This is a genomic window from Polaribacter batillariae, from assembly GCF_017498485.1.
Taxonomy (GTDB): Bacteria; Bacteroidota; Bacteroidia; order Flavobacteriales; family Flavobacteriaceae; genus Polaribacter; species Polaribacter batillariae.
Genome location: NZ_CP071795.1, coordinates 2134928 through 2159140, shown reverse-complemented (window position 1 = coordinate 2159140; position 24213 = coordinate 2134928). Strand labels below are relative to the sequence as shown.

Sequence of the window (24213 nt, the reverse complement as noted above, 5' to 3'; positions counted from 1 at the left end):
AATTTAATACAATAATGTTCAAAAATAAACAAATAATTGATTTTGAAACCTATTTAGGTTAATAAAAATAATTTTTATAGAAACGAAATCGAAAAATTTTTAAAGTATATAAAGAATTAGATAATTATTTTAGATTTCTCCACAAGGTCGAAATGACAAACGAATGTCATTTCGAATGAAACGCAGTGAAATTGAGAAATCTTAAGTGGTACTTTAATCTGTTTTTTTAAAAGGAGAATATAGAACGTTTACTTAAAATAAGCCTTTTTAGATTTCTCCAAAAGGTCGAAATGACAGACTAATCCAACTTATTCGTCAATTTTTTAAATTCTTTTTTTGCATCTTTATCAGCATACAAAACATTATAAACAGCATTTATAATTGGTGTTTTAGCACCGTTTTCTTCTTTCATTTTAAAAGCACTTTTTGTAGCATAATACCCTTCAGCAATCATGCTCATTTCCATTTGAGCAGATTTTACAGTGTACCCCTTTCCAATCATGTTTCCAAATTGCCTGTTTCTACTAAAAATGGAATATCCAGTAACTAATAAATCACCCAAATAAGCAGAATTATTAATATTGCGTTTCATTTTATGAACCTTTTTAATATAGCTCTTCATTTCACGAATTGCATTGCTCATTAATACTGATTGAAAATTATCACCATAACCCAAACCATGGGCAATGCCAGCAGCCACAGCGTATATATTTTTTAACATAGCTGCATATTCAGTTCCAATAATATCATCAGAAATTTTGGTTTTTATGTACCAACTTTTTAAAGATTTTCCAATAAATTTTGCTTTTTGTTGATCTTTACAAGCAATTGTTAAATACGAAAGTCGTTCCATGGCAACCTCTTCTGCATGACAAGGCCCTGTAATTACACCAATGTTTTCAAACGGAATATCGTATTCTTTATTAAAATGTTCTCCCACAATTAAACCGGTTTCTGGCACAATACCCTTTATGGCAGAAAAAATAATTTTATTTTTTAATGGTTTTGTAAGTTTTTTTAATTCTAAAGTTAAAAAAGCAGAAGGAATTGCAAATATTAAAACATCATATTTTGCAACAGTTTTATTTATATCATAAGATAAATCTAACTTGGTTGCATCTATTTCTGCAGCTCGTAAATAATTAGGGTTGTGATTGTTTTTTTTAATGTGCTCAATCGCTTGTGCATTTCTCATGTACCAACCTACTGTATCTAAATTTTCTGTTAGCATTTTTACAATGGCTGTTGCCCAGCTTCCACCTCCTAAAACGGCTATTTTTGTCTGTTCATTCATCATTCTTCATTTTAAAGTTCAAACCTAGATTCAAATGCTAGTGCAAGTTTTTGATAGGATTTTCCTACGGGTTTTACCCCGTTAGGAAAAGTCCAAAAAAAGTCAAAGATTTGTGATATGAACTACAAACAATTAACTTTCGAACAAAGGTACTCAATAGAATTAATGCTTAAGGCAAAAATTAGTAAAAAAGAGATTATTAAATCACTTTGTATTAATGAAAGTACTTTTTATAGAGAATTGAAAAGGAACTCAAAACCTAGGACTTATAGTGCTAAACACGCACAAAAATTAGCTGATGAGCGTAAAAAAGAAGGCCATTATAAGACTATTTTTTCAACGGAAATGAAAAAAATAATCAAAGAAAAAATGATTAAATTTCAATGGTCTCCAGAACAGATAGTTGGTTGGTGTAAACTTAAAGCAATACAGATGGTCTCTCACGAGCGAATTTACCAATATGTTTGGCAAGATAAAAGACAAGGAGGATTGCTTTATAAAGAACTACGAACAGGTCAAAAAAAATATAAAAAAAGGTATGGAAGTAAATCCAATAGAGGACAAATACCCGATAAAGTGTCTATAGAAAAACGTCCAAAAATTGTAGAACTCAAAGAAAGAGTAGGTGATTTAGAATCTGATTTAATTATAGGAAAAGACCATAAAGGAGCTTTATTAACCATTGTAGATCGCTATTCTAGTTTTTTATGGATTGAAAATGTGACAGGAAAAAAAGCAGATATGATTACAAAAATGACTATAAACACTTTAGCACCACATAAAAAATGGGTTCGAACAATTACCAATGATAATGGAAAAGAGTTTGCAGGACATAAAAAAATAGCAGAAAAATTAAATTGTGATGTCTATTTTGCTCACCCTTATAGCTCTTGGGAACGTGGACTTAACGAGTATACGAACAAACTTATCAGACAATATTTCCCAAAAAATGAACACTTGGATAATGTCAAACAAAAGGATATTTTTGAAACGGTAAACAAACTCAATAATAGACCAAGAAAAAAGTTAGGATACAGAACCCCTAAAGAGGTTTTTTATCAATTTATTAACCAAAATCAAAAACTTGCACTTGGTACTTGAATCTACGAAATGTAATAAAATTAGTAACCATGTATGAATGCTTGTTTGATTTATTATCTTTGTTTACATTCGTAACATTCATATGAAAACCTATATTCTTATATTTATTTGTCTTTTTTTAATTGTTATTTCTTGTAAGAAGAAAGCAGAAATAAAAAAAGAATTTCAACCCAAGGTTGAAGAAAAAAAATCGACTAAAGCTGCCAATGTTTCCATTCTTGAAAAAGAGTTTGTTATTGAAGGCTTAAACGATATTTCTCATAAAGTTTGGTTGTATTTGCCCCCAAATTATAATGAAACTACAGAACCTTTTGATGTAATTTACATGCACGATGCTCAAAATTTGTTTGATGAAAAAACTTCTTTTGTAGGTGAATGGGCTGTTGATGAAACCTTAAATAACCTTTATAAAAAAACAGGTAAAAGCTTTATAGTTGTTGGTGTAGAAAATGGTGGTGAGAAACGAATTGAAGAATATACACCTTGGAAAAACGAAAAATATGGTGGAGGAAAAGGCGCAATTTATATTGATTTTTTAGCAAATATTTTAAAACCATATATTGATACTAATTACAGAACAAAACCTGCTGCAGAAAATACCGCTATTATTGGTAGTTCTTTAGGGGGATTAATTTCCTTTTATGGTGGATTAAAAAAGCCAGCGGTTTTTGGTAAAATTGGTGCACTTTCTACTTCTTTTTGGTTTTCTAATAAAGTAAATGATTTTGCGAAAGAAAATAGAAATCGTAAAAACACAAAAATCTATTTTTTAGTTGGTGGAAAAGAAGGAGATACTATGGTTCCTGATACTGAAAATATGGCAAAATTATTAGTAGATTTAGGATTTCCTGAAAAAAATATTCACACAAAAATAGTTCCTGAAGGAAAACATACAGAATCTTTTTGGAAAGCAGAATTTTTAGAAACCATTACTTTTTTATTCAATTTATAAAATGAACGTACAAATAATTAACAAATCGAAACACGCAACTCCAAATTATGAAACAGAAGGAGCTGCAGGAATGGATTTAAGAGCAAATATTAGCGAAGCCATTACCTTAAAACCTTTGGAAAGAGCCATTGTTAAAACAGGCTTATTTATTGCTTTACCTATTGGTTTTGAAGCGCAAGTAAGACCCAGAAGTGGTTTGGCTGCTAAAAAGGGAATTACTGTTTTAAATGCTCCTGGAACTGTAGATGCAGATTATCGTGGCGAAATTGGTGTAATTTTAGTAAATCTTTCTAATGAAGATTTTGTAATAAATGATGGCGAAAGAATTGCACAATTAATTATCGCAAAACACGAACGTGTACATTGGCAAGAAGTTAGTGTTTTAAGTGAAACAGAACGTGGTTCTGGAGGTTTTGGAAGTACAGGAGTTTAGAAATATTTAATTAGTTCTCGATACAATTTCGATAAAAAAATCGAAATCACTCGAACTGACATTTCGAAAAAAATAAATAAGTTAAAAATAAAAAATTATGATTTTAGGAGTATGTGAATGGTTGAGTACCAAAACAAATTTTACAGCAAAAAATATTAGAATACTATTTGTATTATTGGTTTTGTTGGCTGGTTTTGGTATTGGAGCCTATTTAATTCTTTGGTTGGTAAAAGTACTTTCTAAAGAATAAATTTAGAAAACGTTTATTAAACTAGCTTATTTTTCGAACTTTATTGTACAGTAATTCAAAAGGGAAAAATGCCTGAGAGTAATGTGCAAACCCAAGTTTTTCGTAAAATTGAAAAGCTTGCGGTTGTTTGTTTATTGTAGCTAAAAATTAAAAAACTGCTATAGATTGATTATTTCTATAGCAGTTTGTAAAAAATAACTTCTAATAAAAATTTAAAAAATGTTTGTTGAATACTCTTTTAGAGCATTTAATTCATAAATTATAAAGATTCCGTTTTTGTGTAGAATTCGTAAAACTTATTCTTGATTATCAATAGCATCTTTTATTTTAGCTTCTAACTCTTCTGCTAAATCAGGATTTTCTGCAATTAAGCCTTTTACGGCATCTCTTCCTTGACCTAGTTTGGTTTCACCATAACTAAACCAAGAACCACTTTTCTTTACAATACCTAATTCTACACCAATATCTAAAATTTCACCAACTTTAGAAATTCCTTGACCGTACATAATATCAAATTCTGCTACTTGAAAAGGAGGTGCTACTTTATTTTTTACAATTTTAACTTTGGTACTGTTTCCAAGAACTTTGTCACCATCTTTAATTTGTGTTCTTCTACGAATATCTAAACGAACTGAGGCATAGAATTTTAATGCGTTTCCACCAGTTGTAGTTTCTGGATTCCCAAACATTACACCAATTTTTTCACGCAATTGGTTAATAAAAATAACCGTACATTTTGTTTTAGAAATGGTACCTGTTAATTTACGTAATGCTTGCGACATTAAACGTGCATGAAGTCCCATTTTAGAATCTCCCATTTCACCTTCAATTTCACTTTTTGGCGTTAATGCAGCCACTGAATCAATTACAACAATATCAATGGCACCAGAACGAATTAAATTTTCTGTAATTTCTAAAGCTTGCTCACCATGATCTGGTTGAGAAATGATTAAATTATCGATATCTACTCCTAAATTTTCTGCATAAAATTTATCAAAAGCATGTTCTGCATCAATAAACGCAGCAATTCCACCTGCTTTTTGAGCTTCTGCAATTGCGTGTAAAGTTAAGGTTGTTTTACCAGAAGATTCTGGACCATAAATTTCTATAACTCTACCTCTTGGATATCCACCAACACCTAAGGCTAAATCCAACCCTAAAGAACCTGATGAAATGGCATCAATATCTTCTGTAACAACATCTCCAAGCTTCATTACAGAACCTTTTCCGTAAGTTTTATCTAATTTATCTAAAGTAAGTTGTAACGCTTTTAATTTCGCTGTTTTTTCTTTGTCTGCTGCTGCCATAAATCTTGCTAATTTTTTAATTTAAATAGTGTAGCAAGTTACAAAAAGAGTTTGTTTTTTATGCATCTTTTTTTTGTATTTTTATAAAAAAAATAATTATGAAAAAAGAAATTATTCAAAATTTAGCTTACAATTTCGAAGACCATTCACAAACTACTGAAAGTGGCATAGAGTTCTGGTTTGCAAGAGATTTGCAACAACTTTTAGGGTATGCTGAATGGAGGAATTTCCAGAAAGTAATACAAAGAGCTAAAAATATTATTATCCACAAACATATTGAAGGAAAAATTTTTAAATGTAACAAACTTGTAAAAATAGGTTCTGGAGCAGAGAGAAGAATTATTGATTATAAATTGGATAAAAAAGCATTTTTATTAATCAAAGAATTAACAAGTAGTTTTAAATTAAATAATTTTTTTTCAATAAGAAATGAAAGTGTTGTTTTACAATTAGTTGAAAAATACTGTATTCAAAAAAAAATACCTTTTGAGTATCAATTTAAAGTTGATAAATATTATTATGATTTTATGATTGATAATTCAATATTATTAGAATTTGACGAACCGCATCATAAATTAAGTACAAGACAAAAGAAAGTTGATATTGATAAAAATTATATAGCACAAATTAATAATTTTCAAATTTTTAGAATTAACCTTCAAATGGATATTATAGACATAATTTTATATATAGAAAAAAATGTATAATTCAATACTTATAAAAGGAGACCAAGCTTTATTTGGGAGGACTACAAAAGAAATGAAAAATAAATTAGGAATTTCTAACAATAGAGCATTAGCAGATTATTTACCAACTATTACTATAAAAGCTAAAGATTTTGCAACAGAAATAACCGTTTTCAACACAAAAGAGAAAAATTTAAAAAACGAAAGAAGTATTTCTGCAGAACACATTACAAACAATCGTTCTGTAAGAAAAATATTACTTGATAGAGGAATAAAACCAGAAAATTTACCAGCAGAAGAGGATATTAAAAAGTTAGAAAGAAGAGTAAATTCTGAATCAAAAAAATTAGGTAAAAATCCTGATAGATTAAAATAGATAAAAATAAAATGACACACATAATTTCTTTAATTTCTGATGATAAAAAATCAATAGTAAAAATAGAAAAAGGTGAATTAATATCTTTTAAGGTTGATGATGCTGAATATATACATCAAAAAGGAAGCAAAGGTTGGCGAAAATCGGATGATGAAATGTTTCCGGTAATTGGCCCAATTTCTAAAAATAATTTTAGAGTACACACCAAAAAAGGCGATGCCATTCAAGATCAACATGGTTTGTTACGTGAATTAGATTATTTTTTAATTTCTTCGGATGAAACTCACGCTAAATTCATCAAAAAATATACAAAAAATACTAAAATTTCGAATTCGAAATTTCCTAAAAAATCTACAGAAAAAGAATTATTTTGGCCTTTCGATTTTACGTTTGAAAAACATTATTCTCTTAAAAATAATACGTTAAAAATCGATTTTATAATTACATCTGAAGCTGGAATGCCTTTTATGTTGGGCTATCATCCTGCTTTTTTATTATCGAATACTGGAAAAGATACTTTGATTGCCAACAATAAAAAAATAACTTTAAAAGAAATTTACGAAGTTGGGCACAATGCTTTTCCTGTTTTAAATACGGATAAAATCATACTAGAAAATTCGGATAGAAATCATCTTGAAATCACCACAAAAAACTTTAACAATTTTATGTTGTGGACAGAGGTTGATAATATGTTATGTATAGAACCAATTACACAATATACTTCTTACACCAATCAAAAATTTTCTGAAGAAAATATGCGTATTTCTAGTGGAAAAGAAGTATTTTCTGTAAGTATAAAAGTTTTATAAATTGATAAAAAAACATCATCATTTTATCATTCATAAACCTTGGGGAATGATTTCTCAATTCGTAAATCCTGCAAAAAGAAAAAAGAAGTTGTTAGGTGATTTGTACGATTTTCCTGAAGGAACCATGGCAATTGGGCGTTTAGATGTACCTTCTGAAGGTTTGCTGTTATTAACAACAGATGGTAAAGTTTCCGCAGAAATTAGATCCAGTAAATTCGAAAAAGAATATTATGTGCAAGTGGATGGACAAATAACACAAGAAGCTATAGAACAATTAAAAACGGGCGTAGAAATTGCTTTTAATGGTAAAAAATATGTGACAAAACCCGGAAAAGCTTCCATAATTAGTGATCCTAAATTTCCTTTGAGAAGTCAAAAAATTAGAGACGAAAGACATGGCCCAACAAGTTGGATTTCCATCACAATTAAAGAAGGAAAATTTAGACAAGTACGAAAAATGACAGCAGCTGTGGGTTACCCAACTTTACGACTAATTCGTGTTAGAATTGGTGAAATTGAATTAGGAAATTTAGAAGTTGGTGCTGTAAAGGAAGTAAAAAATTTAACCTCTATCCATTCTAATATGGGGAATTCCATCTTCTAAATACTCCTCTCCTATTTTTACAAATCCATGAGATTCGTAGAACTTTTTTAAATACACTTGGGCAGAAATGGTAATTTTATCAGCATTAAAATGTGTTTTTATTGCTTTTATAGAAGCTTTCATTAAATCGTGACCAAAACCATATTTACGTTCATTAGCAGCCACTACTACTCTACCAATACTAGCATTATCGAAATAATCTCCTGGTTTAAAAATACGTGAGTAGGCAACTATTTTATTATTTTTAATACCAAAAACGTGTAAAGACTTAAAATCTTTACCATCTAAGTCTTGATATACACAATCTTGTTCTACCACAAAAACTTCGGCACGCAATTGTAAAATTTCGTACAATTGATATGTTGTTAATTCAGAAAATGATTTTGTGATAAAGTTCATTATTTATAAAAATTTTTCGATACTAATTTCTCATACTTCGAAAATTCACTCGAAATGACAAACTGAAAGATTTTTACCCAGCACAAGAAATTTTATTTACTCTTGTTGCGTGTCTTCCTCCTTCGAAATCTGTAGAAAGAAAAACATCTACAAAACCAATTGCTTGTTGTAAAGACACAAAACGTGCAGGAATCGTTAAAATATTGGCATTATTATGCTGTCTTGTTAAGGCTACCAATTCTTTATTCCAACACAAAGCAGCTCTAATTCCTTGGTGTTTGTTGGCTGTCATTTGTGCACCATTTCCAGAACCACATAAAATAATACCTAATGCTGCTTTGCCAGATTCTACGGCATCTGCTGTAGGATGAATGGCATCTGGATAATCCATAGAATTTTCAGAATCTGTACCAAAATTTAATACTTTATATCCTTTTTCTTCTAAATGTTTTATAATTTCGAACTTGTATGCTGTTCCTGCGTGATCGTTACCAATGGCAATTGTCATAATTTAATTATTTTTTTAATTTGTCATTTCTTTTGTTTGTTATCTCGATTTTATGGAGAGATCGTATTTGTACAAGATTAGTTGCTGTGTTTAAGGATTAAAGTTAGTAAACAATTTTGTATGGTGTTGGCATGTCGTTTTTATTCGTTTTCTTTCCATTCATAAATTTCAAAACTTTCAACTGAAATTCCATTTTTAATTGCTCTTTCTAAAAACTCAATTTGTGTTTTCCTTATTTTATCTTTTCCTTTTCTTTTCAGCTCAACAAATTTGATTTCGTTTTGTTTCCATAAAATTAAATCCCAAGTTCCACTTAATTTTCCATTCGCATTTATTTTATTTAATTTTTCACTTATAAATTCTGGCAAAATTATTTTTGGTTCATTTTTTTCGGGCAATTCAGAACGAAATTTATTTCTAAAAGTATCTGCCCAAACTCCTTCAAATCCTTTTTCCTTATATTTTCTCAAGGCATATAATTCCGCAAAGAGTGGAATTCCATTGTAATTCAAAACTGGTTTTTTTCCATAAGTATCTAAAATTTCTTTTCCTTTCCAAACTGGAATTAATTGAAATGTTTTCTTTATTTCAATTCCGTTTAATATTTCATTCATTCTGTTAAGTTTTATAAATGCAAGCCTACTGAATTATAAAACAATTTTATAGATTCCTCTATTTCCCTGTCGCTTTAATCGGAATGACAGGTAGTTACATCAACAAAAATATAGTTTTTATGGTTATTAACACTTATAAACATCTTAAAAATTAGCTTTTTTAATAACTCTTTAATTTTTAATATTTTAGCATTTTAAGAAAATGTTAAGAAGTTGTCATAAGAAACTCGTAACTTTTTTTGGTAATTCTAATTTTTATTACAATACAATAGGTTTTATTACATACACAACTTTTTTTATTGATTTTTCATAAAAGTTTATCAACATAAAATTTACAATTTATTTACATAGAAAGTGTTGTTAATTATTCATAAAAATAGGTTAATAGCTGTTTATAACTTTTGTTAATAAGTACATTTTAAGATTGATTTTTAACGTTTTAAATAGCTTATAAAATGTCAGTAGTTTTTAATAACTCATATATAAAAATTAAAAGCGTATATTTTATAGTAACTATTCACACACTATTATAACCATTATAGTTTTTTAAAAATTTTCTAAAAGAAAAAGTATTATAGTATAGAATGTTGATAAGTGTAAAAAAAAGTAAATTTTAAGAAAATAAAAATTACTAAACCGTTTTCTTTTCGGCTTTTAAAAGATGAGTCGTGTCTTTTTGAATTTCAACCGTTTTTTGAGGAGCATCTACTTTATTTAAAGTCGCATTTACCGTTATTACAGTAACATAAACCCCTGTAAGAAAGATAATAGCGAATAAAGCAATAATTTTATATAAATTTTTCATTTGAATTGAAATATGCCCTTTATTATAAAGACGCATAATTTTTAAAAACGTTACAAAAAAATTAAGATTTTTTTAACTTATTAAAACTCTAATTTTAAAAATGCGGAGTAATGTATAAAATTAGTGAGTTAAAATAATCTTGCTGAAAAGCGGAATCTCTTAATAGTAAATTCGAAGTTTTATAGATCTATATTGAATTTATTTACACTATAAAAAACAAAAACTATAAAATGTTCACACAAAATTTCACCGCTTTTTCTATAATTTCAACAGAAACTTCGCCAGTACCAACCAATTCTCCATCTGCTTGAATAAAAGGTTTTGCGTTTTTTGGAATTACCGTAATTCGGTTTGTTTTATACGTTGCTACTTTTTTATGCTGCACAATTTTTCCTGAATACAATTTTGGAAGATGAAATATTAAATCGAAAAAAGTGAGGTTTTTAGCAATGGTAATATCTAGCAAGCCATCAGTAGTATGCACATTTTTTGTAAACTGCATTCCACCTCCAGAAAATTTACAAATTCCAAAAATTGTCATTAAACAGTTGGTTTCAATCACTTTATCATCAAAAATAATTTTAAAGGTCGATTTTTTATAGAACAACAAACCATAAATTCCGGCTAATAAATAAGCAATAGCACCAAAACGTTTTAAAGATTTAAGTTTGTTAACAATGTAACCATCATACCCCAAACCAGCTACGTTGTTAAAATATGTAAGTTTACAATTTGTAGTTTTTAAAACCCCAATATCTTGTAGTATTGTTTTTTTTCTTTGGATAATTTCTATCGATTTTTCAATATGATTCGGAATATGATAGGTCTTTATCCAATCGTTTCCAGTTCCTAAAGGAATTACACCAATAGTTAGTTCGGAAGTTTTTACATATCTTTGCAACATTATTCCGTTAACTACATTGTGTAGTGTTCCATCTCCGCCAACCGAAATAATGTTTCTAAACCCTTTTTTGATTGCGTTTTGTACCAAATCAACCTCGTGTTTAGAAAATTGTGTAAAAGCAAAAGAATAGTCTAAATTCTTATGGTTTAAGTTTTGTCGAATTTCTTTCCACTGTTTAGAAAAATCGCCATTACCAGAAGTAGAGTTTGCAATTATAAACCAAGAAAATCTATTGATTTTATCGATATAAGACATAAAAAATAAATTAATAAAACTATTTCGAAACCCAAATAGTATAAACAAGCAAAGTACAAAATAGAATCGTAACAATTAATTAATAAGATGCAATAGAAATAAATGCTATTTTAGTATCGTGTTAAATTTATAGTTGAATTAATTGAACTAAAAAACAAGATTTATAAACTCTATTTCCAAAAGTTAAATAGAAATAAAAATTATTAAAAAATATAAATGACAAGAAAGAAGAAAAAAATATATAAAAAGAAAGGAAAAGTTGTAAAAGATTTAACGAAAAATATATTTAAAATTTTAAATGAAGACAGTAGTAAGTTCTTCAATTATAAACAAATAGCTTCAAAATTAAAAATTGAAGATACCGATGGTAAAAATCAGATTATTAAAAAACTAGCAGAATTAACAGCTTCCAAAAAAATTAAAGAAGTAGATAGAGGAAAGTTTCAAATTAACGAAGATAGAAAATACTCTATTGGAACTTTAGATATTACTTCTAACGGAAATGGATATTTTATTACAGACGATTACGAACACGATATTTTTGTTCCAAACATTAACCTTGGTAAGGGTTTGCATGGCGATGTTGTAAGAGCTTATGTGTACAAACGAAAGCGTAGTAACAAACTAGAAGCCGATGTTGTAGAAATTATAGAACGCGCAAAAACTGAGTTTGTAGGTGTTTTACAGAAAAATAAAAATTTTGGATTTGTAATTTGCGACAACTCTAAAATGTATGCAGATATTTTTATTTCTGAAAATAAAATGAATGGTGCAGAACATGGAGACAAAGTACAAGCTAAAATTCAAGATTGGCCAGAAAACTCTAAAAATCCGTTTGGAAAAATTACCACAGTTCTAGGAAAACCAGGAGACCACGATACAGAAATGCATTCTATTTTATTAGAATACGATTTGCCTTACGAGTTTCCGCCAGAAATAGAAAAAGAGGCAAAATTACTTCCGTTAGAAATTACCAAAGAAGAAATTGGTAAACGTAGAGATATGCGTAAAGATTTAACCTTTACCATAGATCCTAAAGATGCAAAAGATTTTGACGATGCATTGTCTTTTAAAAAATTAGAAAACGGAAACTTCGAAGTAGGTATTCACATTGCAGATGTTTCGCATTATTTACAACCAAACACACTTTTAGATAACGAGGCTTACGAAAGAGCAACCTCTGTTTATTTAGTAGATAGAGTAGTGCCAATGTTGCCAGAAATGTTAAGTAATGGCGTTTGTTCTTTAAGACCCAATGAAGAAAAATTAACATTTTCGGCCGTTTTTGAAATCAACCAAAAAGCACAAATTGTAAACGAATGGTTTGGTAGAACAGTAACCTATTCCGACCAACGTTTTGCATACGAAGAAGCACAATATTTAATTGAAAATAATAGTGTGATTTCGAACGAAAATAATACTGTGATTTCGAGCGAAGTCGAGAAATCTCATCATTTAAAATGTACAATTCCTGTTGATGTTTCTATTACAGGTTCTTCTTACGAAGTTACTCCAGCAATTGTAGAAGCCACTTTACAATTAGATAAATTGGCAAAAATTTTGCGTAAAAAAAGAATGAAACAAGGTGCCATTTCTTTTGATAGAGTAGAAGTAAAGTTTAATTTAGATGAAGATGCAAACCCAATAGGTGTTTTCTTTAAAACCTCTAAAGATGCCAATAAATTAATTGAAGAATTTATGTTACTAGCCAATAGAAAAGTGGCTGAATTTATTGGAAGACATAAAGGAAGACCTTCTAACAAAACCTTTATTTATAGGGTTCATGACGAACCAGATATCGAGAAATTGGCTTCTTTAGAAAATATTATTAGTAAATTTGGCTATAAAATTAATACAGAAACCAAACAATCTACTTCAGATTCTTTAAATAAACTTTTAAATGATGTATATGGTAAAGCAGAATCGAACATGATTGAAACACTTGCCATTCGAAGCATGTCTAAAGCAGTTTACACAACTCAAAATATTGGGCATTATGGCTTGGCTTTCGACTACTATAGTCATTTTACCTCACCAATTAGACGTTATCCAGATGTAATGACACATCGATTATTGCAACATTATTTAGATGGAGGAACCTCGCCAAAAGCGCTACCTTATGAAGAAAAATGTAAACATTCTTCAAAAAGAGAAGAATTAGCTTCTAAAGCAGAACGTTCTTCCATAAAATACATGCAAGTAAAATACATGCAAGATCATAAAGATGAAGTGTTTGATGGTGTAATTACAGGTGTTACAGAATGGGGAATTTACGTAGAAATTTCTGCTAATAAATGCGAAGGTATGGTTCGTATTAGAGATATTAAAAGCGATTATTATATTTTTGATGAAAAACAATATGCCATTATTGGACAATCTACAAAAAACAGCTATCAGTTAGGAGACAATGTAAAAGTGCAAGTAAAGAAAACCGATTTAGAACGCAAACATTTAGATTTTTATTTAATTGAAGAGTAGATTAATCTGTCATTTCGACTTTTTTTAATTCTTTGTCATTTCGACCTTATGGAGAAATCTCTAATTATATTCAATTAAAAAATAATATTAAATTTGTTTTATAAATAATAAGAGATTTTTCGACTACACTGCGTTTCGCTCAAAATGACATATGTTTGTCATTTCGACCTTGTGGAGAAATCTCTAATTACATTCAATTAAAAAAATGATATTAAATTTGTTTCATAAATAATAAGAGTTTTTTCGACTACACTGCGTTTTGCTCAAAATGACAAAAGAATGTCATTTCGACTTTATGGAGAAATCTCTAATTATATTCAATTAAAAAAATGATATTAAATTTGTTTCATAAGTAATAAGAGATTTTTCGACTACACTGCGTTTCGCTCAAAATGACATATGTTTGTCATTTCGACCTTGTGGAGAAATCTCTCAATGCAAAGATTCGTCGGTTTTGCTATCGCTTCACTCGGAATGACAAAAGAATGTCATTTCGACTTTATGGAGAAATCTCCAATTATATTCAATTAAAAAAATGATATTAAATTTGTTTCATAAGTAATAAGAGATTTTTCGACTACACTGCGTTTCGCTCAAAATGACATATGTTTGTCATTTCGACCTTGTGGAGAAATCTCTCAATGCAAAGATTCGTCGGTTTTGCTATCGCTTCACTCGGAATGACAAAAGAATGTCATTTCGACTTTATGGAGAAATCTCCAATTATATTCAATTAAAAAATGATATTCAATTTGTTTCATAAATAATAAGAGATTTTTCGACTACACTGCGTTTCGCTCAAAATGACATATGTTTGTCATTTCGACCTTGTGGAGAAATCTCTCAATGCAAAGATTCGTCGGTTTTGCTATCGCTTCACTCGGAATGACAAAAGAATGTCATTTCGACTTTATGGAGAAATCTCCAATTATATTCAATTAAAAAAATGATATTAAATTTGTTTCATAAGTAATAAGAGATTTTTCGACTACACTGCGTTTCGCTCAAAATGACATATGTTTGTCATTTCGACCTTGTGGAGAAATCTCTCAATGCAAAGATTCGTCGGTTTTGCTATCGCTTCACTCGGAATGACAAAAGAATGTCATTTCGACTTTATGGAGAAATCTCCAATTATATTCAATTAAAAAATGATATTCAATTTGTTTCATAAATAATAAGAGTTTTTTCGACTACACTGCGTTTCGCTTAAAATGACATCATAATAAATATAAAACAATGATTTTAACAACAACACACAACATAGAAAACTTCAAAATAGTAGATTATTTAGGTATTGTAACAGGTATAGCTTACGACTCTAGTTATTCTTCTAATGGAACAAAAATGTCTTTTAAAGACATGTTTAGCATGTCTAAATATTACGAAAAATACACGTTAGTTTTAGAAAATATCAAAGAAAAAGCGTTTCAGAATTTAAAAGAGAATGCTTTAAAATTAGGTGCAAATGCAGTTGTTGGCATTCAATTAGATGTAGAACCTTTGGCAAATTCATCTACTTTGTTTGTTTCAATTACAGGAACCGCAGTAAAAGCCGAATAATTTTTTTTAACGATATTCGCACAATAAAAACCAGTAAAAACCTTTATAGTGGTATAATTTTTGAATTAAGATTATCAACTAAACCTTTAATAATGAAAAATTTAGCTTTTTTAAACTTATTATTTGTAGCATTTTTAGCAAATGCACAAACAACAATTACTAAGAACTTAGGTGATTATAACACATTAAAAGTATATAATGGCATCGAAGTAGAGCTTATAAAATCTTCGGAACAAAAGTTAGAAATTACTGGCGAAAAGTCTCAAATGGTAAAAATTAAAAATGTAAACAACACTTTAAAACTCTCTTTACCTTTTTCTTTAACACCAGAAGATAATGCTGCAGATGGTAAAATTTTAATTAAAATTTACTACAATAAAAATATTGCTGTTATCGATGCAAATGAGGGTGCAACCATTACTAGTAAAAAATTTAATCAAAATAAAATTGAAGTAAATGCACAAGAAAGGGCATTTATCAACTTAACTTTAACAACAAAAAAACTAAAAGTAAGGGCTTCTTCTGGCGGAATTATAAAACTATCTGGAACAACTAATAACCAAGAAGTAGATGTCGATTTATATGGTATTTATCATGGTTTTAATATGAAAGCTTCAGAAAAAACAGACGTAAAAGCAGGCACAGGAGCAAAAGCAGAAGTAAATGCACAAAAAACGTTACATGCCAAAGTTAGTTTTGGAGGTACTATTTTTTACAAAGGAAATCCGAAAGTGGTAAAAGATAAAAAGGTAATAGGTGGTATTATCGAAAAAAGAAATTAAGAGAAATAAAACAAAAGAGTACTATAACAACCTTTTTTGTATCTTTGTACTATATTAAATTAAAGAAAACATGAATAGTTTATCAATATTTTTTGGAATGATTGGTGGTCCGCAAATAATTATAATTCTTGTGGTAATTTTACTATTATTTGGTGGTAGAAAAATACCAGAATTAATGCGTGGATTAGGAAGCGGAATTAAAGAGTTTAAAAATGCATCTAAAGAAGATTCCGAAGAAAAAATCGAAGAAAAAAAGTAAAACTATTTTTTAAAATAGTATCAAATGAAAAGCTCAATCTATTTACTAGATTGAGCTTTTTTTTTACGAATTAAAAGAATCCCCCAATTTTTCTAATCCATTTATTATTACCACAAATATATAATTACTATCGCTTGCACATAAAAATTTGTTACAAAAGGGAAGTTTTTTTACAAAAATGGGATTAATGGGAAGCTTATTTTACCAATTTTAGTAAAGATTGTTTCGAAAACTTTCTAGATACAGGAACATCGAACGGAATTATATCTGATTTTAATAAATAACCTCTGGCATTTCCAGAAATACCTTTTATAAATTTTGTATTTACAATGTAACTTTTATGACATCTTAAAATATTACAATTATCTGCAAATTTTTTACTTATTTGTGTAAGGGTAACTCTTAAAATTTTTTCCTTTAAAACATTATTTTTAAGGAGAAAAAAGCAGGCATAATTTCCTTGAGAAGTAATGTACACCAATTCTTCGATACGAATTTTAATACTCTCTTTTTTATTATCAGAAAATATCTCGATTTTAGCTTCTTTTTCTATTGATTCTAATGGAGTGATTTCTACTTTCGTTTGTTTTTTTAACTTATTTGCATTGTAAAAATTAATTTCTTTTGCTCTATTTCTTCTTTTTTTACGAACATTTTTTTCATTTATAAATACAAAAAATGTAAGCGGAAAAATACTCACTAAAAATGTATAAAATAAAAATTCTAAAAAACTTAGTTTTTTTAAATTGTAGGGTTCTTTATACATTTCTCCAAAATACCATAAGAAAAACGCTACAAAAATAACTCCTACAAAAATTAAAAGTATATTTTTACCAACAGTCCAATTATCTTCGTGAAAATATTTTTTAAATATTATAGATGGAACATACAATACAAAGAATGTTCCTAGAAAAGCAATTATTCCAATTCCTAAGGTATATTCTAAGATAATTACATCGAACTGAGAAAGGTAAAAGGGCCTAAAAATGTATAAAAAAAGAAATACAAAAAGCCCATGAAAAAAACTTATTTTCAGTTTAAATTTCGCAGACGGATTAAAATAATAAGGCGTTTTTAACCATTTTAAAATAGAGTCAATCATAGCAATTTTTGATACTACTAAATATTAAGATTATTATTATTAAGATTATATTTTTTCTGTGGATGTTTTTTCTTGAGGGATATTTAAAATTGTTATAAAATTTGGTAAAACTTCACGAGTAAGCTGGGTTTGATAGTTGTTTGGCTTCAATAAAATACCAAAACGTATTTTCTTCGTTATAAATACCTAATAAATAAGTTGTAGATTTTATTCTTGTATTTTTTATTATTTTTTAATTGTTGTTTTTTCATATTTTTAAATGTTTCTTCAATAAAAGAAATTGTAGTTTTTTCGCCATTTATTATTAAACTACTGGTAAATAAGTGTGTTTGTTAACAGTTTTAAAGTTAAATGTTAAGTAGCTTTAGAAGTTTTTAAAACAGCTTTTAAAGCTTCTTTTTTTGTTTGAGAAAACATACTCGAACAAAAGATAAATATTAAAAATATCGATAAAATTTTACTCATCTTTCTTTTTAGCTTTGTGGTTTTTCATAGCTTCACCAATTTGGTTGCTTGCAGTAAAACTTGCCACCATATCGTTTAACATTTGGCTACCTGCTTGTGGTGAATTTGGTAATAAAATTAAGTTGCTATTGGTTTCTTGACCAATAGACTGCAAAGTATCGTAATGTTGTGTTACTACGATTAATGCAGAGGCTTCTTGCGAATTAATGCCTACTTTATTTAAAACTTCTACAGATTCTTCTAAACCGCGTGCAATTTCTCTACGTTGGTCTGCAATACCTTGCCCTTGTAAACGTTTGCTTTCTGCTTCTGCTTTGGCGCGTTCTACAATTAAAATACGTTGTGCATCTCCTTCGAATTGTGCGGCAATTTTTTCTCTTTCAGAAGCATTAATTCTGTTCATGGCTTCTTTTACTTGTGCATCTGGATCGATATCTGTAACTAACGTTTTAATAATATCGAAACCATAATCTAACATGGCATCATTCAATTCAGATTTTACAGCAATGGCAATATCGTCTTTTTTTACAAAAACATCGTCTAATTTCATTTTTGGAACTTCTGCACGAACCACATCAAAAACATACGAAGTTATTTGATCGTGTGGATAATCTAACTTGTAAAAAGCGTCATAAACTTTGTCGTAAATTACTTTGTATTGTACAGAAACTTTTAATTTTACAAAAACATCGTCTAACGTTTTTGTTTCAATAATTACATCTAATTGTTGAATTTTTAAACTTAATCTTCCTGCAACTCTATCTACAAAAGGTATTTTAACTCTTAACCCAGATTGTCTTATGGCGTTAAATCTTCCAAAACGCTCTATAATGGCTGCAGTTTGTTGCTTTACCATAAAAAAGGAAGCGAAAAGAATAAGTATTCCTATAAATAAAATTATAATTAAAAATGGTGGCATAGTTCGTTTTTTTTTGAGGATTAATAATCTGTTAGTTGTAAATATAACAAAATATAATAAAAATATGTATTTAAGTAATTAGACCCTCTTTTTAAAAAAAGTTACATTTTTTAACAAAAAGAAGCTGTCACAAAAGTAAATATAACTGTCATTTTAAGTGAAGTCGAAAAATCTAAACTACTGAAATTCAATAATAAGATTTCTCTATCACCTTCGAAATGACAAATTTTAATACTTTCGAGACAGCCTCTTAAAAGTTGCTGAAAAGTTTTATAATTTTTCGATAGCGTTTTCGATTCTTTTAATGGTTTCTTGCTTGCCAATCATTTCCATAATATCAAACAAATGTGGTCCTGCCAATTTACCAACTAAAGACAAACGTAATGGTTGCATAATTTTACCAAAACCTATTTCTTTATGGGTAATCCATTCTTTAATTTGTTTTTCGGTATTTTCTGATGAAAAATCTTGTATATTTTCTATTACTTTAATTAAATCTTCCATTAATAAGCCAGTTTCTGGCTTCCAATTCTTTTTAGATGCTTTTGCATCATATTTGGTTGGTGCTTCGAAAAAGTAAGAAGATAAGTCCCAAAAATCTGATACGAAAACAGCTCTTTCTTTTATTAAAGAAATTACTTTTCGAACATAAGATTTCTCGACTGCGCTTGATTTCTCGACTGCGCTCGAAATGACATTTTGCTTTGAATGTAAAATGGGCAAATATAAATCAGTCAATTCTGCATTAGATTTTAGTTGCATGTATTGTTGTTGAAACCACTTTGTTTTATCAGGATTAAACTTTGCTCCAGATTTACTAACTCGTTTTAAATCGAATTCTTGTATTAAATCTTCTAACGAAAATAATTCTTGTTCTGTTCCAGGATTCCATCCTAAAAAAGCCAACATGTTTATAAAAGCGTCTGCGAAATAACCATCTTCTTTGTATCCTCTAGAAATTTCTCCAGTTTCTTCATTTTTGTATGCTAAAGGAAATACAGGAAAACCTAATTTGTCGCCATCTCTTTTGCTTAGTTTACCTTTACCAATAGGTTTTAAAATTAAGGGTAGGTGTGCAAATTTTGGAGCATTCCAGCCAAAAGCCTTGTACAATAAAACGTGTAAAGCCATAGATGGCAACCATTCTTCACCACGAATTACGTGGCTAATTTCCATTAAATGATCGTCTATAATATTTGCTAAATGATAGGTTGGCATTCCATCGGATTTAAACAAAATTTTATCATCTAAAATATTGGTATCAATTTTAATTTCTCCACGAATTTCATCATTCATTATAAGTGTTTCATCTTGTGGAGATTTAAAACGAACTACGTATTTATCGCCTTTTTTAATTCGTTTTTGTACTTCTTCATCGGTTAAAACCAGAGAGTTTACCAAACGTCCTTTTTCGCGATTATGCCAGTTATAAATAAAGGTTTTTCCTTCAGATTCGTGGTTTTTTCTTTCTAAATCTAATGCTTCAGCAGTGTCAAAAGCATAATATGCCCAACCAGAATTTATTAAAATATCGGCATATTTTTTGTAAATTTCTTTACGTTCCGATTGTCTGTATGGACCCAATTTTTTATTTTTTCCTGGACCTTCATCAAAAGGAATATTACACCAATTTAAAGAATCGATAATGTATTTTTCTGCATTTGCAACATAACGAGTTTGGTCTGTATCTTCGATTCTTAACACAAAAGTTCCATTGTGTTTTTTTGCGAATAAATAATTGTATAAAGCTGTTCTTACACCACCAATATGTAAAGGACCTGTTGGACTTGGGGCAAAACGAACACGAACATTAGATTCCATTTTTTCTGTTTTTTGGGTTTCTGCTTTCGCAGGAAAGCTATTTTTAATGAACCTTAAAAAAATAAGGTATTTTTTCGTGATACAAAGATAGTTTTTTATTAGAAGAGGAGAGAAGTTGGAAAAGAGAAAAAAGACAGTCTTTTTGTAAGTGTTTTAGTACTTTTATTTTTTTTAATTTTTTATAAATGAATTATAAAGCACATTGCGATTTATGCGACCATCAAATTTTAAATTTGAAAGATGGAAACAGGTGTGGTTTGACAAGAAAAAAGCCAGATTTTGATAGAGTTTGTACTAAAATTCGTTTAAATAATAAATTAAAACACGATTTATAGGAAATTTTAATTGAATTAGAAATTTTAAAAGAGTCAAAAATAAAAGTTTATTTAACTTCAATTTTTAATTTGGTTCTTGGTGTTATTATAGTTTTTTGTGGTTACTTTTTTTGGAGATTTTTATTAGTAATTCTTTTAAAAAATATAATTATTACAGAAAGAACTTTCTCTATAATCTAAGAGAAAAACACAAAATAGAATTTCTCTTAAAATTATATAATAAAAAGTACGAGTATAAAATTGCGCTTGGTAAAGAGATACATGATCTTAAAGAAGTGTTTTTTGAATTAAAGATTTTTTAAAAATATTACTTTATAAAATTCATTGAAAAGATAGAATTATAAAACCTGTCAGGTCTGAAATACATTCGTAAATTCGTGGTATTTATTTCAGAAATTTACCACCTAAAAATTATTATACAGCTATTATTTTCTCAAATTTAAAGGACTCCTATAGGAATCGAAAACTTCTAAAACAATAATAGAATTTTCATTTTTAGGAACGTAAACAATTTTAAAATGTCTTACAATTATTCTTCTGTAAGGCTCATTTAAAACTTCATCTACTTGGTATTGTTCTATAAAGGCGATATTTTTTGAGGCTTGAATAATATCTTTTATAACATTACCAGCATTTGTTGGAGACTTTGTTTTTTGAGTATTCTGTAGTAAATATATTTTAAATCTGCTTTTGCTTCATTAGACCAAATAACTCTTATTTTTTTAACTGACATTTTACCAGTTTTCAACCTCTTTTTCTAAATCTTCAACAGTAGTAAAATATCCGTTTTTTACAGATTTTTCTGCTTTTTTTATTTTTTCGACATACATTTCTTTCGTCAAAGGTTCTCCTTGAACCGTGTAAGCAACAATTTTTTTATTAGATAAATGAATTTCTAAAAATTCCTCAAAACGCGCTACCAGATTCGTATCTGTTATCGTATCAAAACGTTCCTTAAATTTTATTTTTCTTGTTGTTAAATCCATAATATAATTTTTAACTATTTCAAATATACGTATTTATAATAAATTTTTGTGTTGTGGAAATCTTAAAAATAGAAAACTGCCAAATTAATAGATTCATATAAAATATAGAATTATAGTACGAAAAGACCTCACAGATTTAAAAACCGGTGAGGTCTGAAATATTAATATTTTTATTCGTGAATTCGTGGCATTTACTTCAGAAATAACCCACTTAAAAAGTATTAAAAATACCAATTGTAAAAGCGGTTTGTTTTGCTACATTATTCCCAAAGAAAGCGTTACCAAAACCAGCAGTAATTCCTAAATCGCACAATTGTAAAATTCCTTTTAAGCCATAGGCACCATATTCTTGGTCGTTTACGTACAAACCTGTTAACGAGTTGTTTGTAGGGATGTTTATATTTCCATTTTCGAAAGATTTTACAACATCTACATAACCAATTAACCAAATATTTTGGGTAATTTTTCCTCCAAATTCTCCACCAACTTTAAAGTTAGAACTGTAATTGTTTGTACGAATGTCTGCACCAATATGTGTTTGTAAAAAAGTTTTTCCGAAACTTTTTCCTGCTAAAAATTGAGGGGTAAAAGTAAAAGCATCGTAACCAGTTCTAATTCCTGTAGCATCGTCATAAGAACTTGTATTTATTTCTGATAGTAATTGCCCAGCTAAAACCCATCCATTATTATAAAATTGATGTTTTAAACCCAATTGAATGTTTCCAAAGGAGGTTTTTGTTCCACTATTTGTTATAGGGCCAATTAAATTTTGATTAGGAACAAAATCTTCTACTTTTATAGACTTTAAAGGAACACTAAAAACCAAAGAAGTGTTATTTGTAAAACCATATTCTCCATAAATTTGGTAGGTTCTATCTGTTATATTTCTTTCGGTATTGTAATCTGGATCTCCAAAAAGCTTATTGTAATTAGAAATTGTCGTGAAAGAAAGATTTACAAATAAATCTCCTTTTTCCTTTGTCCAAGGGCTTTGTGCAAAAATAGAGGTGCTTAAAAATAGTAGTAAAACTGCGCTAATTTTTTTCATATTTTTGTTTTTATAGATGGGTTTTATTTTTAATAATACGTTAACGAAATCAAAGGTACGTTTTTAAAAAAAGAACGTATAGAAAATACAAATTTACGATATTAAAATACCTGTTAAATATTTTAAAAGATTTAGATAAAATGCTGTCAATTCGAATAAATTTTACAGCTGAAATAAGTGCCATTTGTTTTGAGAATAAGCATTTTTTATTTCAAAATAAAAAGAGGCTACTTTTTTAAATTCTAAAATTTATGATACAAACCAAAAGTAATAGCGGCTTGTTTTGGTAAATTATTTGCAAAAAAAGCACCGCCAAAACCTGCAGTAACACCAAAATTATCTGTAAATTCTCCAATTGCTTTTAAACCTACACCACCAAATTCTTGATCATTTACGTAGAGACCAGTAATTGTGTTAGCTGTAGGTAAAACAACATCGCCATTTTTTAAAGATTTAAAAATATCTAGGTAACCAATTAACCAAATGTTTTTTGTAATTTTTCTACCTACTTCAGCACCAATTTTAAAATTAGAACTATAATTATTTGTTCTAATATTTCCGCCAATAAAACCTTGTACATAGGTTTTTCCAAAACCTCTTCCTACTAAAAATAAAGGCGTAAAAGTCCATGCGTTGTAGCCTGTTCTTATACCAGAATTGGCATCGTAAGAATTGGTGTTTGCTTCTATAGAAAATTGGCCAGATAAAATCCAATCTTTTTTATAAAAATTGTGTTTTAAACCAATTTCTATATTTCCTAAAGCAGTTGTATTAAAATTTTCGGAACAATCGCCAACACAGTCTATTGCTGGGTTTTCAAAATCTTTAATAGTTATTATTTTTAATGGAAGATTTACCAGCAAACTGGTTTTATCAGACAAACCATATTCGCCAAAAAACTGCACTGTATTGTCTGAATAAGTTCCAAAAGTACTATAATCTGGGTCACCAAATAAAGTGTCGTAATTAGGTATTGTTGTAAAAGATATTTGTGTGTAAAATTTACCTTTTTCCTTTGTCCAAGGGCTTTGTGCAAGAGTTATTGTTGTTAAAAGTAATGCTAAAAGGGTTGTTATATTTTTCATATTTGTATTTTATTTGGGCTTAGTAGGCATTCATTTTAAATACTTACAAATTCATTTAACAAATTATTTTATT

The 24213-nt window shown here is 28.6% G+C and carries 26 protein-coding genes; 13 read left to right on the top strand and 13 right to left on the bottom strand.

Features of this window, described 5'->3' with window-relative positions; all coding sequences use genetic code 11:
* Positions 1–298: 298 nt before the first annotated feature.
* Complete coding sequence (locus JL193_RS09280) at positions 299–1294, bottom strand: NAD(P)H-dependent glycerol-3-phosphate dehydrogenase (protein WP_207970544.1); 996 nt, start codon at positions 1292–1294, stop codon at positions 299–301.
* 117 nt (positions 1295–1411) lie between these two features.
* On the opposite strand from JL193_RS09280, the gene JL193_RS09275 reads away from it, so the two are divergent.
* The 4 genes from JL193_RS09275 to JL193_RS09260 all read left to right on the top strand — a co-directional run bounded on the left by JL193_RS09275 (position 1412) and on the right by JL193_RS09260 (position 4030).
* The gene (locus JL193_RS09275; protein WP_207970543.1) at positions 1412–2395 is read left to right on the top strand and encodes an IS30 family transposase; all 984 of its coding nucleotides are present in this window, start codon (positions 1412–1414) and stop codon (positions 2393–2395) included.
* An 82-nt stretch (positions 2396–2477) separates the two neighbouring features.
* On the top strand, positions 2478–3347 hold the full coding sequence (locus JL193_RS09270) for an alpha/beta hydrolase (protein ID WP_207970542.1): 870 nt from the start codon (positions 2478–2480) through the stop codon (positions 3345–3347).
* 1 nt (position 3348) lies between these two features.
* Complete coding sequence (gene dut, locus JL193_RS09265; protein ID WP_207970541.1) at positions 3349–3780, top strand: dUTP diphosphatase; 432 nt, start codon at positions 3349–3351, stop codon at positions 3778–3780.
* 97 nt (positions 3781–3877) lie between these two features.
* Entirely contained in the window at positions 3878–4030 is a 153-nt protein-coding gene (locus tag JL193_RS09260; RefSeq protein WP_207970540.1) for a PspC domain-containing protein, read from the top strand.
* Between the two features lie 296 nt (positions 4031–4326).
* On the opposite strand, the gene recA is transcribed toward JL193_RS09260, so the two are convergent.
* Positions 4327–5337 (bottom strand): recombinase RecA, encoded by a 1011-nt coding sequence (gene recA / locus JL193_RS09255; protein WP_207970539.1) that lies wholly within the window; start codon positions 5335–5337, stop codon positions 4327–4329.
* 98 nt (positions 5338–5435) lie between these two features.
* Here recA and JL193_RS09250 point away from each other — a divergent pair, with 98 nt between their 5' ends.
* The 4 genes from JL193_RS09250 to JL193_RS09235 are packed head-to-tail and all read left to right on the top strand — an operon-like array spanning position 5436 to position 7812.
* A complete protein-coding gene (locus tag JL193_RS09250) occupies positions 5436–6044 on the top strand; it encodes a hypothetical protein (protein ID WP_207970538.1) in 609 nt (202 codons plus the stop codon).
* Complete coding sequence (locus JL193_RS09245) at positions 6037–6399, top strand: hypothetical protein (protein ID WP_207970537.1); 363 nt, start codon at positions 6037–6039, stop codon at positions 6397–6399. The genes JL193_RS09250 and JL193_RS09245 overlap by 8 nt, the downstream gene beginning before the upstream one ends.
* An 11-nt stretch (positions 6400–6410) precedes the next feature.
* A complete protein-coding gene (locus JL193_RS09240) occupies positions 6411–7208 on the top strand; it encodes an aldose 1-epimerase (protein WP_207970536.1) in 798 nt (265 codons plus the stop codon).
* A 4-nt stretch (positions 7209–7212) separates the two neighbouring features.
* Positions 7213–7812 carry a pseudouridine synthase gene (locus JL193_RS09235; protein WP_302849928.1) on the top strand — a complete coding sequence of 200 codons (600 nt, stop codon included), beginning with the start codon at positions 7213–7215 and terminating at the stop codon, positions 7810–7812.
* Here JL193_RS09235 and JL193_RS09230 read toward each other — a convergent pair.
* The 5 genes from JL193_RS09230 to JL193_RS09210 form a co-directional block, all read right to left on the bottom strand.
* Positions 7771–8211, bottom strand: a complete 441-nt coding sequence (locus tag JL193_RS09230; RefSeq protein ID WP_207970535.1) for a GNAT family N-acetyltransferase — start codon at positions 8209–8211, stop codon at positions 7771–7773. The genes JL193_RS09235 and JL193_RS09230 overlap by 42 nt on opposite strands.
* Before the next feature lie 73 nt (positions 8212–8284).
* A complete protein-coding gene (gene rpiB, locus JL193_RS09225) occupies positions 8285–8719 on the bottom strand; it encodes a ribose 5-phosphate isomerase B (RefSeq protein WP_207970534.1) in 435 nt (144 codons plus the stop codon).
* Between the two features lie 140 nt (positions 8720–8859).
* On the bottom strand, positions 8860–9333 hold the full coding sequence (locus JL193_RS09220; RefSeq protein WP_207970533.1) for a VRR-NUC domain-containing protein: 474 nt from the start codon (positions 9331–9333) through the stop codon (positions 8860–8862).
* Between the two features lie 631 nt (positions 9334–9964).
* On the bottom strand, positions 9965–10174 hold the full coding sequence (locus tag JL193_RS09215) for a hypothetical protein (protein WP_207973518.1): 210 nt from the start codon (positions 10172–10174) through the stop codon (positions 9965–9967).
* Between the two features lie 187 nt (positions 10175–10361).
* The gene (locus JL193_RS09210) at positions 10362–11297 is read right to left on the bottom strand and encodes a diacylglycerol/lipid kinase family protein (protein WP_207970532.1); all 936 of its coding nucleotides are present in this window, start codon (positions 11295–11297) and stop codon (positions 10362–10364) included.
* 216 nt (positions 11298–11513) lie between these two features.
* Here JL193_RS09210 and JL193_RS09205 point away from each other — a divergent pair, with 216 nt between their 5' ends.
* The 4 genes from JL193_RS09205 (at position 11514) to tatA (ending at position 16379) form a co-directional block, all read left to right on the top strand.
* Positions 11514–13775: a ribonuclease R family protein gene (locus JL193_RS09205; protein WP_207970531.1), complete on the top strand. Its 2262-nt coding sequence runs from the start codon at positions 11514–11516 to the stop codon at positions 13773–13775.
* A 1239-nt stretch (positions 13776–15014) separates the two neighbouring features.
* Complete coding sequence (locus JL193_RS09200) at positions 15015–15338, top strand: YbjQ family protein (protein WP_207970530.1); 324 nt, start codon at positions 15015–15017, stop codon at positions 15336–15338.
* 92 nt (positions 15339–15430) lie between these two features.
* The gene (locus tag JL193_RS09195; RefSeq protein WP_207970529.1) at positions 15431–16120 is read left to right on the top strand and encodes a head GIN domain-containing protein; all 690 of its coding nucleotides are present in this window, start codon (positions 15431–15433) and stop codon (positions 16118–16120) included.
* Positions 16121–16190: 70 nt separating this feature from the next.
* Positions 16191–16379, top strand: a complete 189-nt coding sequence (gene tatA, locus JL193_RS09190; protein WP_207970528.1) for a twin-arginine translocase TatA/TatE family subunit — start codon at positions 16191–16193, stop codon at positions 16377–16379.
* A gap of 196 nt (positions 16380–16575) precedes the next feature.
* Here the strand turns inward: tatA and JL193_RS09185 are convergent, their stop codons facing one another.
* The 3 genes from JL193_RS09185 to gltX all read right to left on the bottom strand — a co-directional run bounded on the left by JL193_RS09185 (position 16576) and on the right by gltX (position 20686).
* Entirely contained in the window at positions 16576–17481 is a 906-nt protein-coding gene (locus tag JL193_RS09185) for a LytR/AlgR family response regulator transcription factor (RefSeq protein WP_207970527.1), read from the bottom strand.
* Positions 17482–17938: 457 nt separating this feature from the next.
* Entirely contained in the window at positions 17939–18865 is a 927-nt protein-coding gene (locus tag JL193_RS09180) for an SPFH domain-containing protein (protein ID WP_207970526.1), read from the bottom strand.
* A gap of 270 nt (positions 18866–19135) precedes the next feature.
* Positions 19136–20686: a glutamate--tRNA ligase gene (gltX, locus tag JL193_RS09175; protein WP_207970525.1), complete on the bottom strand. Its 1551-nt coding sequence runs from the start codon at positions 20684–20686 to the stop codon at positions 19136–19138.
* 185 nt (positions 20687–20871) lie between these two features.
* Here gltX and JL193_RS09170 point away from each other — a divergent pair, with 185 nt between their 5' ends.
* Positions 20872–21021 carry a hypothetical protein gene (locus JL193_RS09170; protein WP_207970524.1) on the top strand — a complete coding sequence of 50 codons (150 nt, stop codon included), beginning with the start codon at positions 20872–20874 and terminating at the stop codon, positions 21019–21021.
* 734 nt (positions 21022–21755) lie between these two features.
* On the opposite strand, the gene JL193_RS09165 is transcribed toward JL193_RS09170, so the two are convergent.
* From JL193_RS09165 to JL193_RS09155, 3 genes are all read right to left on the bottom strand, one after another.
* Positions 21756–22007 (bottom strand): hypothetical protein, encoded by a 252-nt coding sequence (locus JL193_RS09165; RefSeq protein ID WP_207970523.1) that lies wholly within the window; start codon positions 22005–22007, stop codon positions 21756–21758.
* 211 nt (positions 22008–22218) lie between these two features.
* A complete protein-coding gene (locus tag JL193_RS09160) occupies positions 22219–23055 on the bottom strand; it encodes a transporter family protein (RefSeq protein WP_207970522.1) in 837 nt (278 codons plus the stop codon).
* A 242-nt stretch (positions 23056–23297) separates the two neighbouring features.
* A complete protein-coding gene (locus JL193_RS09155) occupies positions 23298–24140 on the bottom strand; it encodes a hypothetical protein (RefSeq protein ID WP_207970521.1) in 843 nt (280 codons plus the stop codon).
* Positions 24141–24213 lie beyond the last annotated feature (73 nt).

What these genes read in the sequence shown, in the direction of transcription:
- JL193_RS09280 (WP_207970544.1), bottom strand. Translation starts at nt 1,294, where the DNA reads ATGAATGAACAGACAAAAATAGCCGTTTTAGGAGGTGGAAGCTGGGCA.
- JL193_RS09245 (WP_207970537.1), top strand. Translation starts at nt 6,037, where the DNA reads ATGTATAATTCAATACTTATAAAAGGAGACCAAGCTTTATTTGGGAGG.
- rpiB (WP_207970534.1), bottom strand. Translation starts at nt 8,719, where the DNA reads ATGACAATTGCCATTGGTAACGATCACGCAGGAACAGCATACAAGTTC.
- JL193_RS09215 (WP_207973518.1), bottom strand. Translation starts at nt 10,174, where the DNA reads ATGCGTCTTTATAATAAAGGGCATATTTCAATTCAAATGAAAAATTTA.
- JL193_RS09260 (WP_207970540.1), top strand. Translation starts at nt 3,878, where the DNA reads ATGATTTTAGGAGTATGTGAATGGTTGAGTACCAAAACAAATTTTACA.
- JL193_RS09205 (WP_207970531.1), top strand. Translation starts at nt 11,514, where the DNA reads ATGACAAGAAAGAAGAAAAAAATATATAAAAAGAAAGGAAAAGTTGTA.
- dut (WP_207970541.1), top strand. Translation starts at nt 3,349, where the DNA reads ATGAACGTACAAATAATTAACAAATCGAAACACGCAACTCCAAATTAT.
- JL193_RS09195 (WP_207970529.1), top strand. Translation starts at nt 15,431, where the DNA reads ATGAAAAATTTAGCTTTTTTAAACTTATTATTTGTAGCATTTTTAGCA.
- JL193_RS09220 (WP_207970533.1), bottom strand. Translation starts at nt 9,333, where the DNA reads ATGAATGAAATATTAAACGGAATTGAAATAAAGAAAACATTTCAATTA.
- tatA (WP_207970528.1), top strand. Translation starts at nt 16,191, where the DNA reads ATGAATAGTTTATCAATATTTTTTGGAATGATTGGTGGTCCGCAAATA.
- JL193_RS09240 (WP_207970536.1), top strand. Translation starts at nt 6,411, where the DNA reads ATGACACACATAATTTCTTTAATTTCTGATGATAAAAAATCAATAGTA.
- JL193_RS09210 (WP_207970532.1), bottom strand. Translation starts at nt 11,297, where the DNA reads ATGTCTTATATCGATAAAATCAATAGATTTTCTTGGTTTATAATTGCA.
- JL193_RS09230 (WP_207970535.1), bottom strand. Translation starts at nt 8,211, where the DNA reads ATGAACTTTATCACAAAATCATTTTCTGAATTAACAACATATCAATTG.
- JL193_RS09155 (WP_207970521.1), bottom strand. Translation starts at nt 24,140, where the DNA reads ATGAAAAATATAACAACCCTTTTAGCATTACTTTTAACAACAATAACT.
- recA (WP_207970539.1), bottom strand. Translation starts at nt 5,337, where the DNA reads ATGGCAGCAGCAGACAAAGAAAAAACAGCGAAATTAAAAGCGTTACAA.
- JL193_RS09185 (WP_207970527.1), bottom strand. Translation starts at nt 17,481, where the DNA reads ATGATTGACTCTATTTTAAAATGGTTAAAAACGCCTTATTATTTTAAT.
- JL193_RS09270 (WP_207970542.1), top strand. Translation starts at nt 2,478, where the DNA reads ATGAAAACCTATATTCTTATATTTATTTGTCTTTTTTTAATTGTTATT.
- JL193_RS09165 (WP_207970523.1), bottom strand. Translation starts at nt 22,007, where the DNA reads ATGGATTTAACAACAAGAAAAATAAAATTTAAGGAACGTTTTGATACG.
- JL193_RS09200 (WP_207970530.1), top strand. Translation starts at nt 15,015, where the DNA reads ATGATTTTAACAACAACACACAACATAGAAAACTTCAAAATAGTAGAT.
- JL193_RS09180 (WP_207970526.1), bottom strand. Translation starts at nt 18,865, where the DNA reads ATGCCACCATTTTTAATTATAATTTTATTTATAGGAATACTTATTCTT.
- JL193_RS09160 (WP_207970522.1), bottom strand. Translation starts at nt 23,055, where the DNA reads ATGAAAAAAATTAGCGCAGTTTTACTACTATTTTTAAGCACCTCTATT.
- gltX (WP_207970525.1), bottom strand. Translation starts at nt 20,686, where the DNA reads ATGGAATCTAATGTTCGTGTTCGTTTTGCCCCAAGTCCAACAGGTCCT.
- JL193_RS09275 (WP_207970543.1), top strand. Translation starts at nt 1,412, where the DNA reads ATGAACTACAAACAATTAACTTTCGAACAAAGGTACTCAATAGAATTA.
- JL193_RS09250 (WP_207970538.1), top strand. Translation starts at nt 5,436, where the DNA reads ATGAAAAAAGAAATTATTCAAAATTTAGCTTACAATTTCGAAGACCAT.
- JL193_RS09170 (WP_207970524.1), top strand. Translation starts at nt 20,872, where the DNA reads ATGAATTATAAAGCACATTGCGATTTATGCGACCATCAAATTTTAAAT.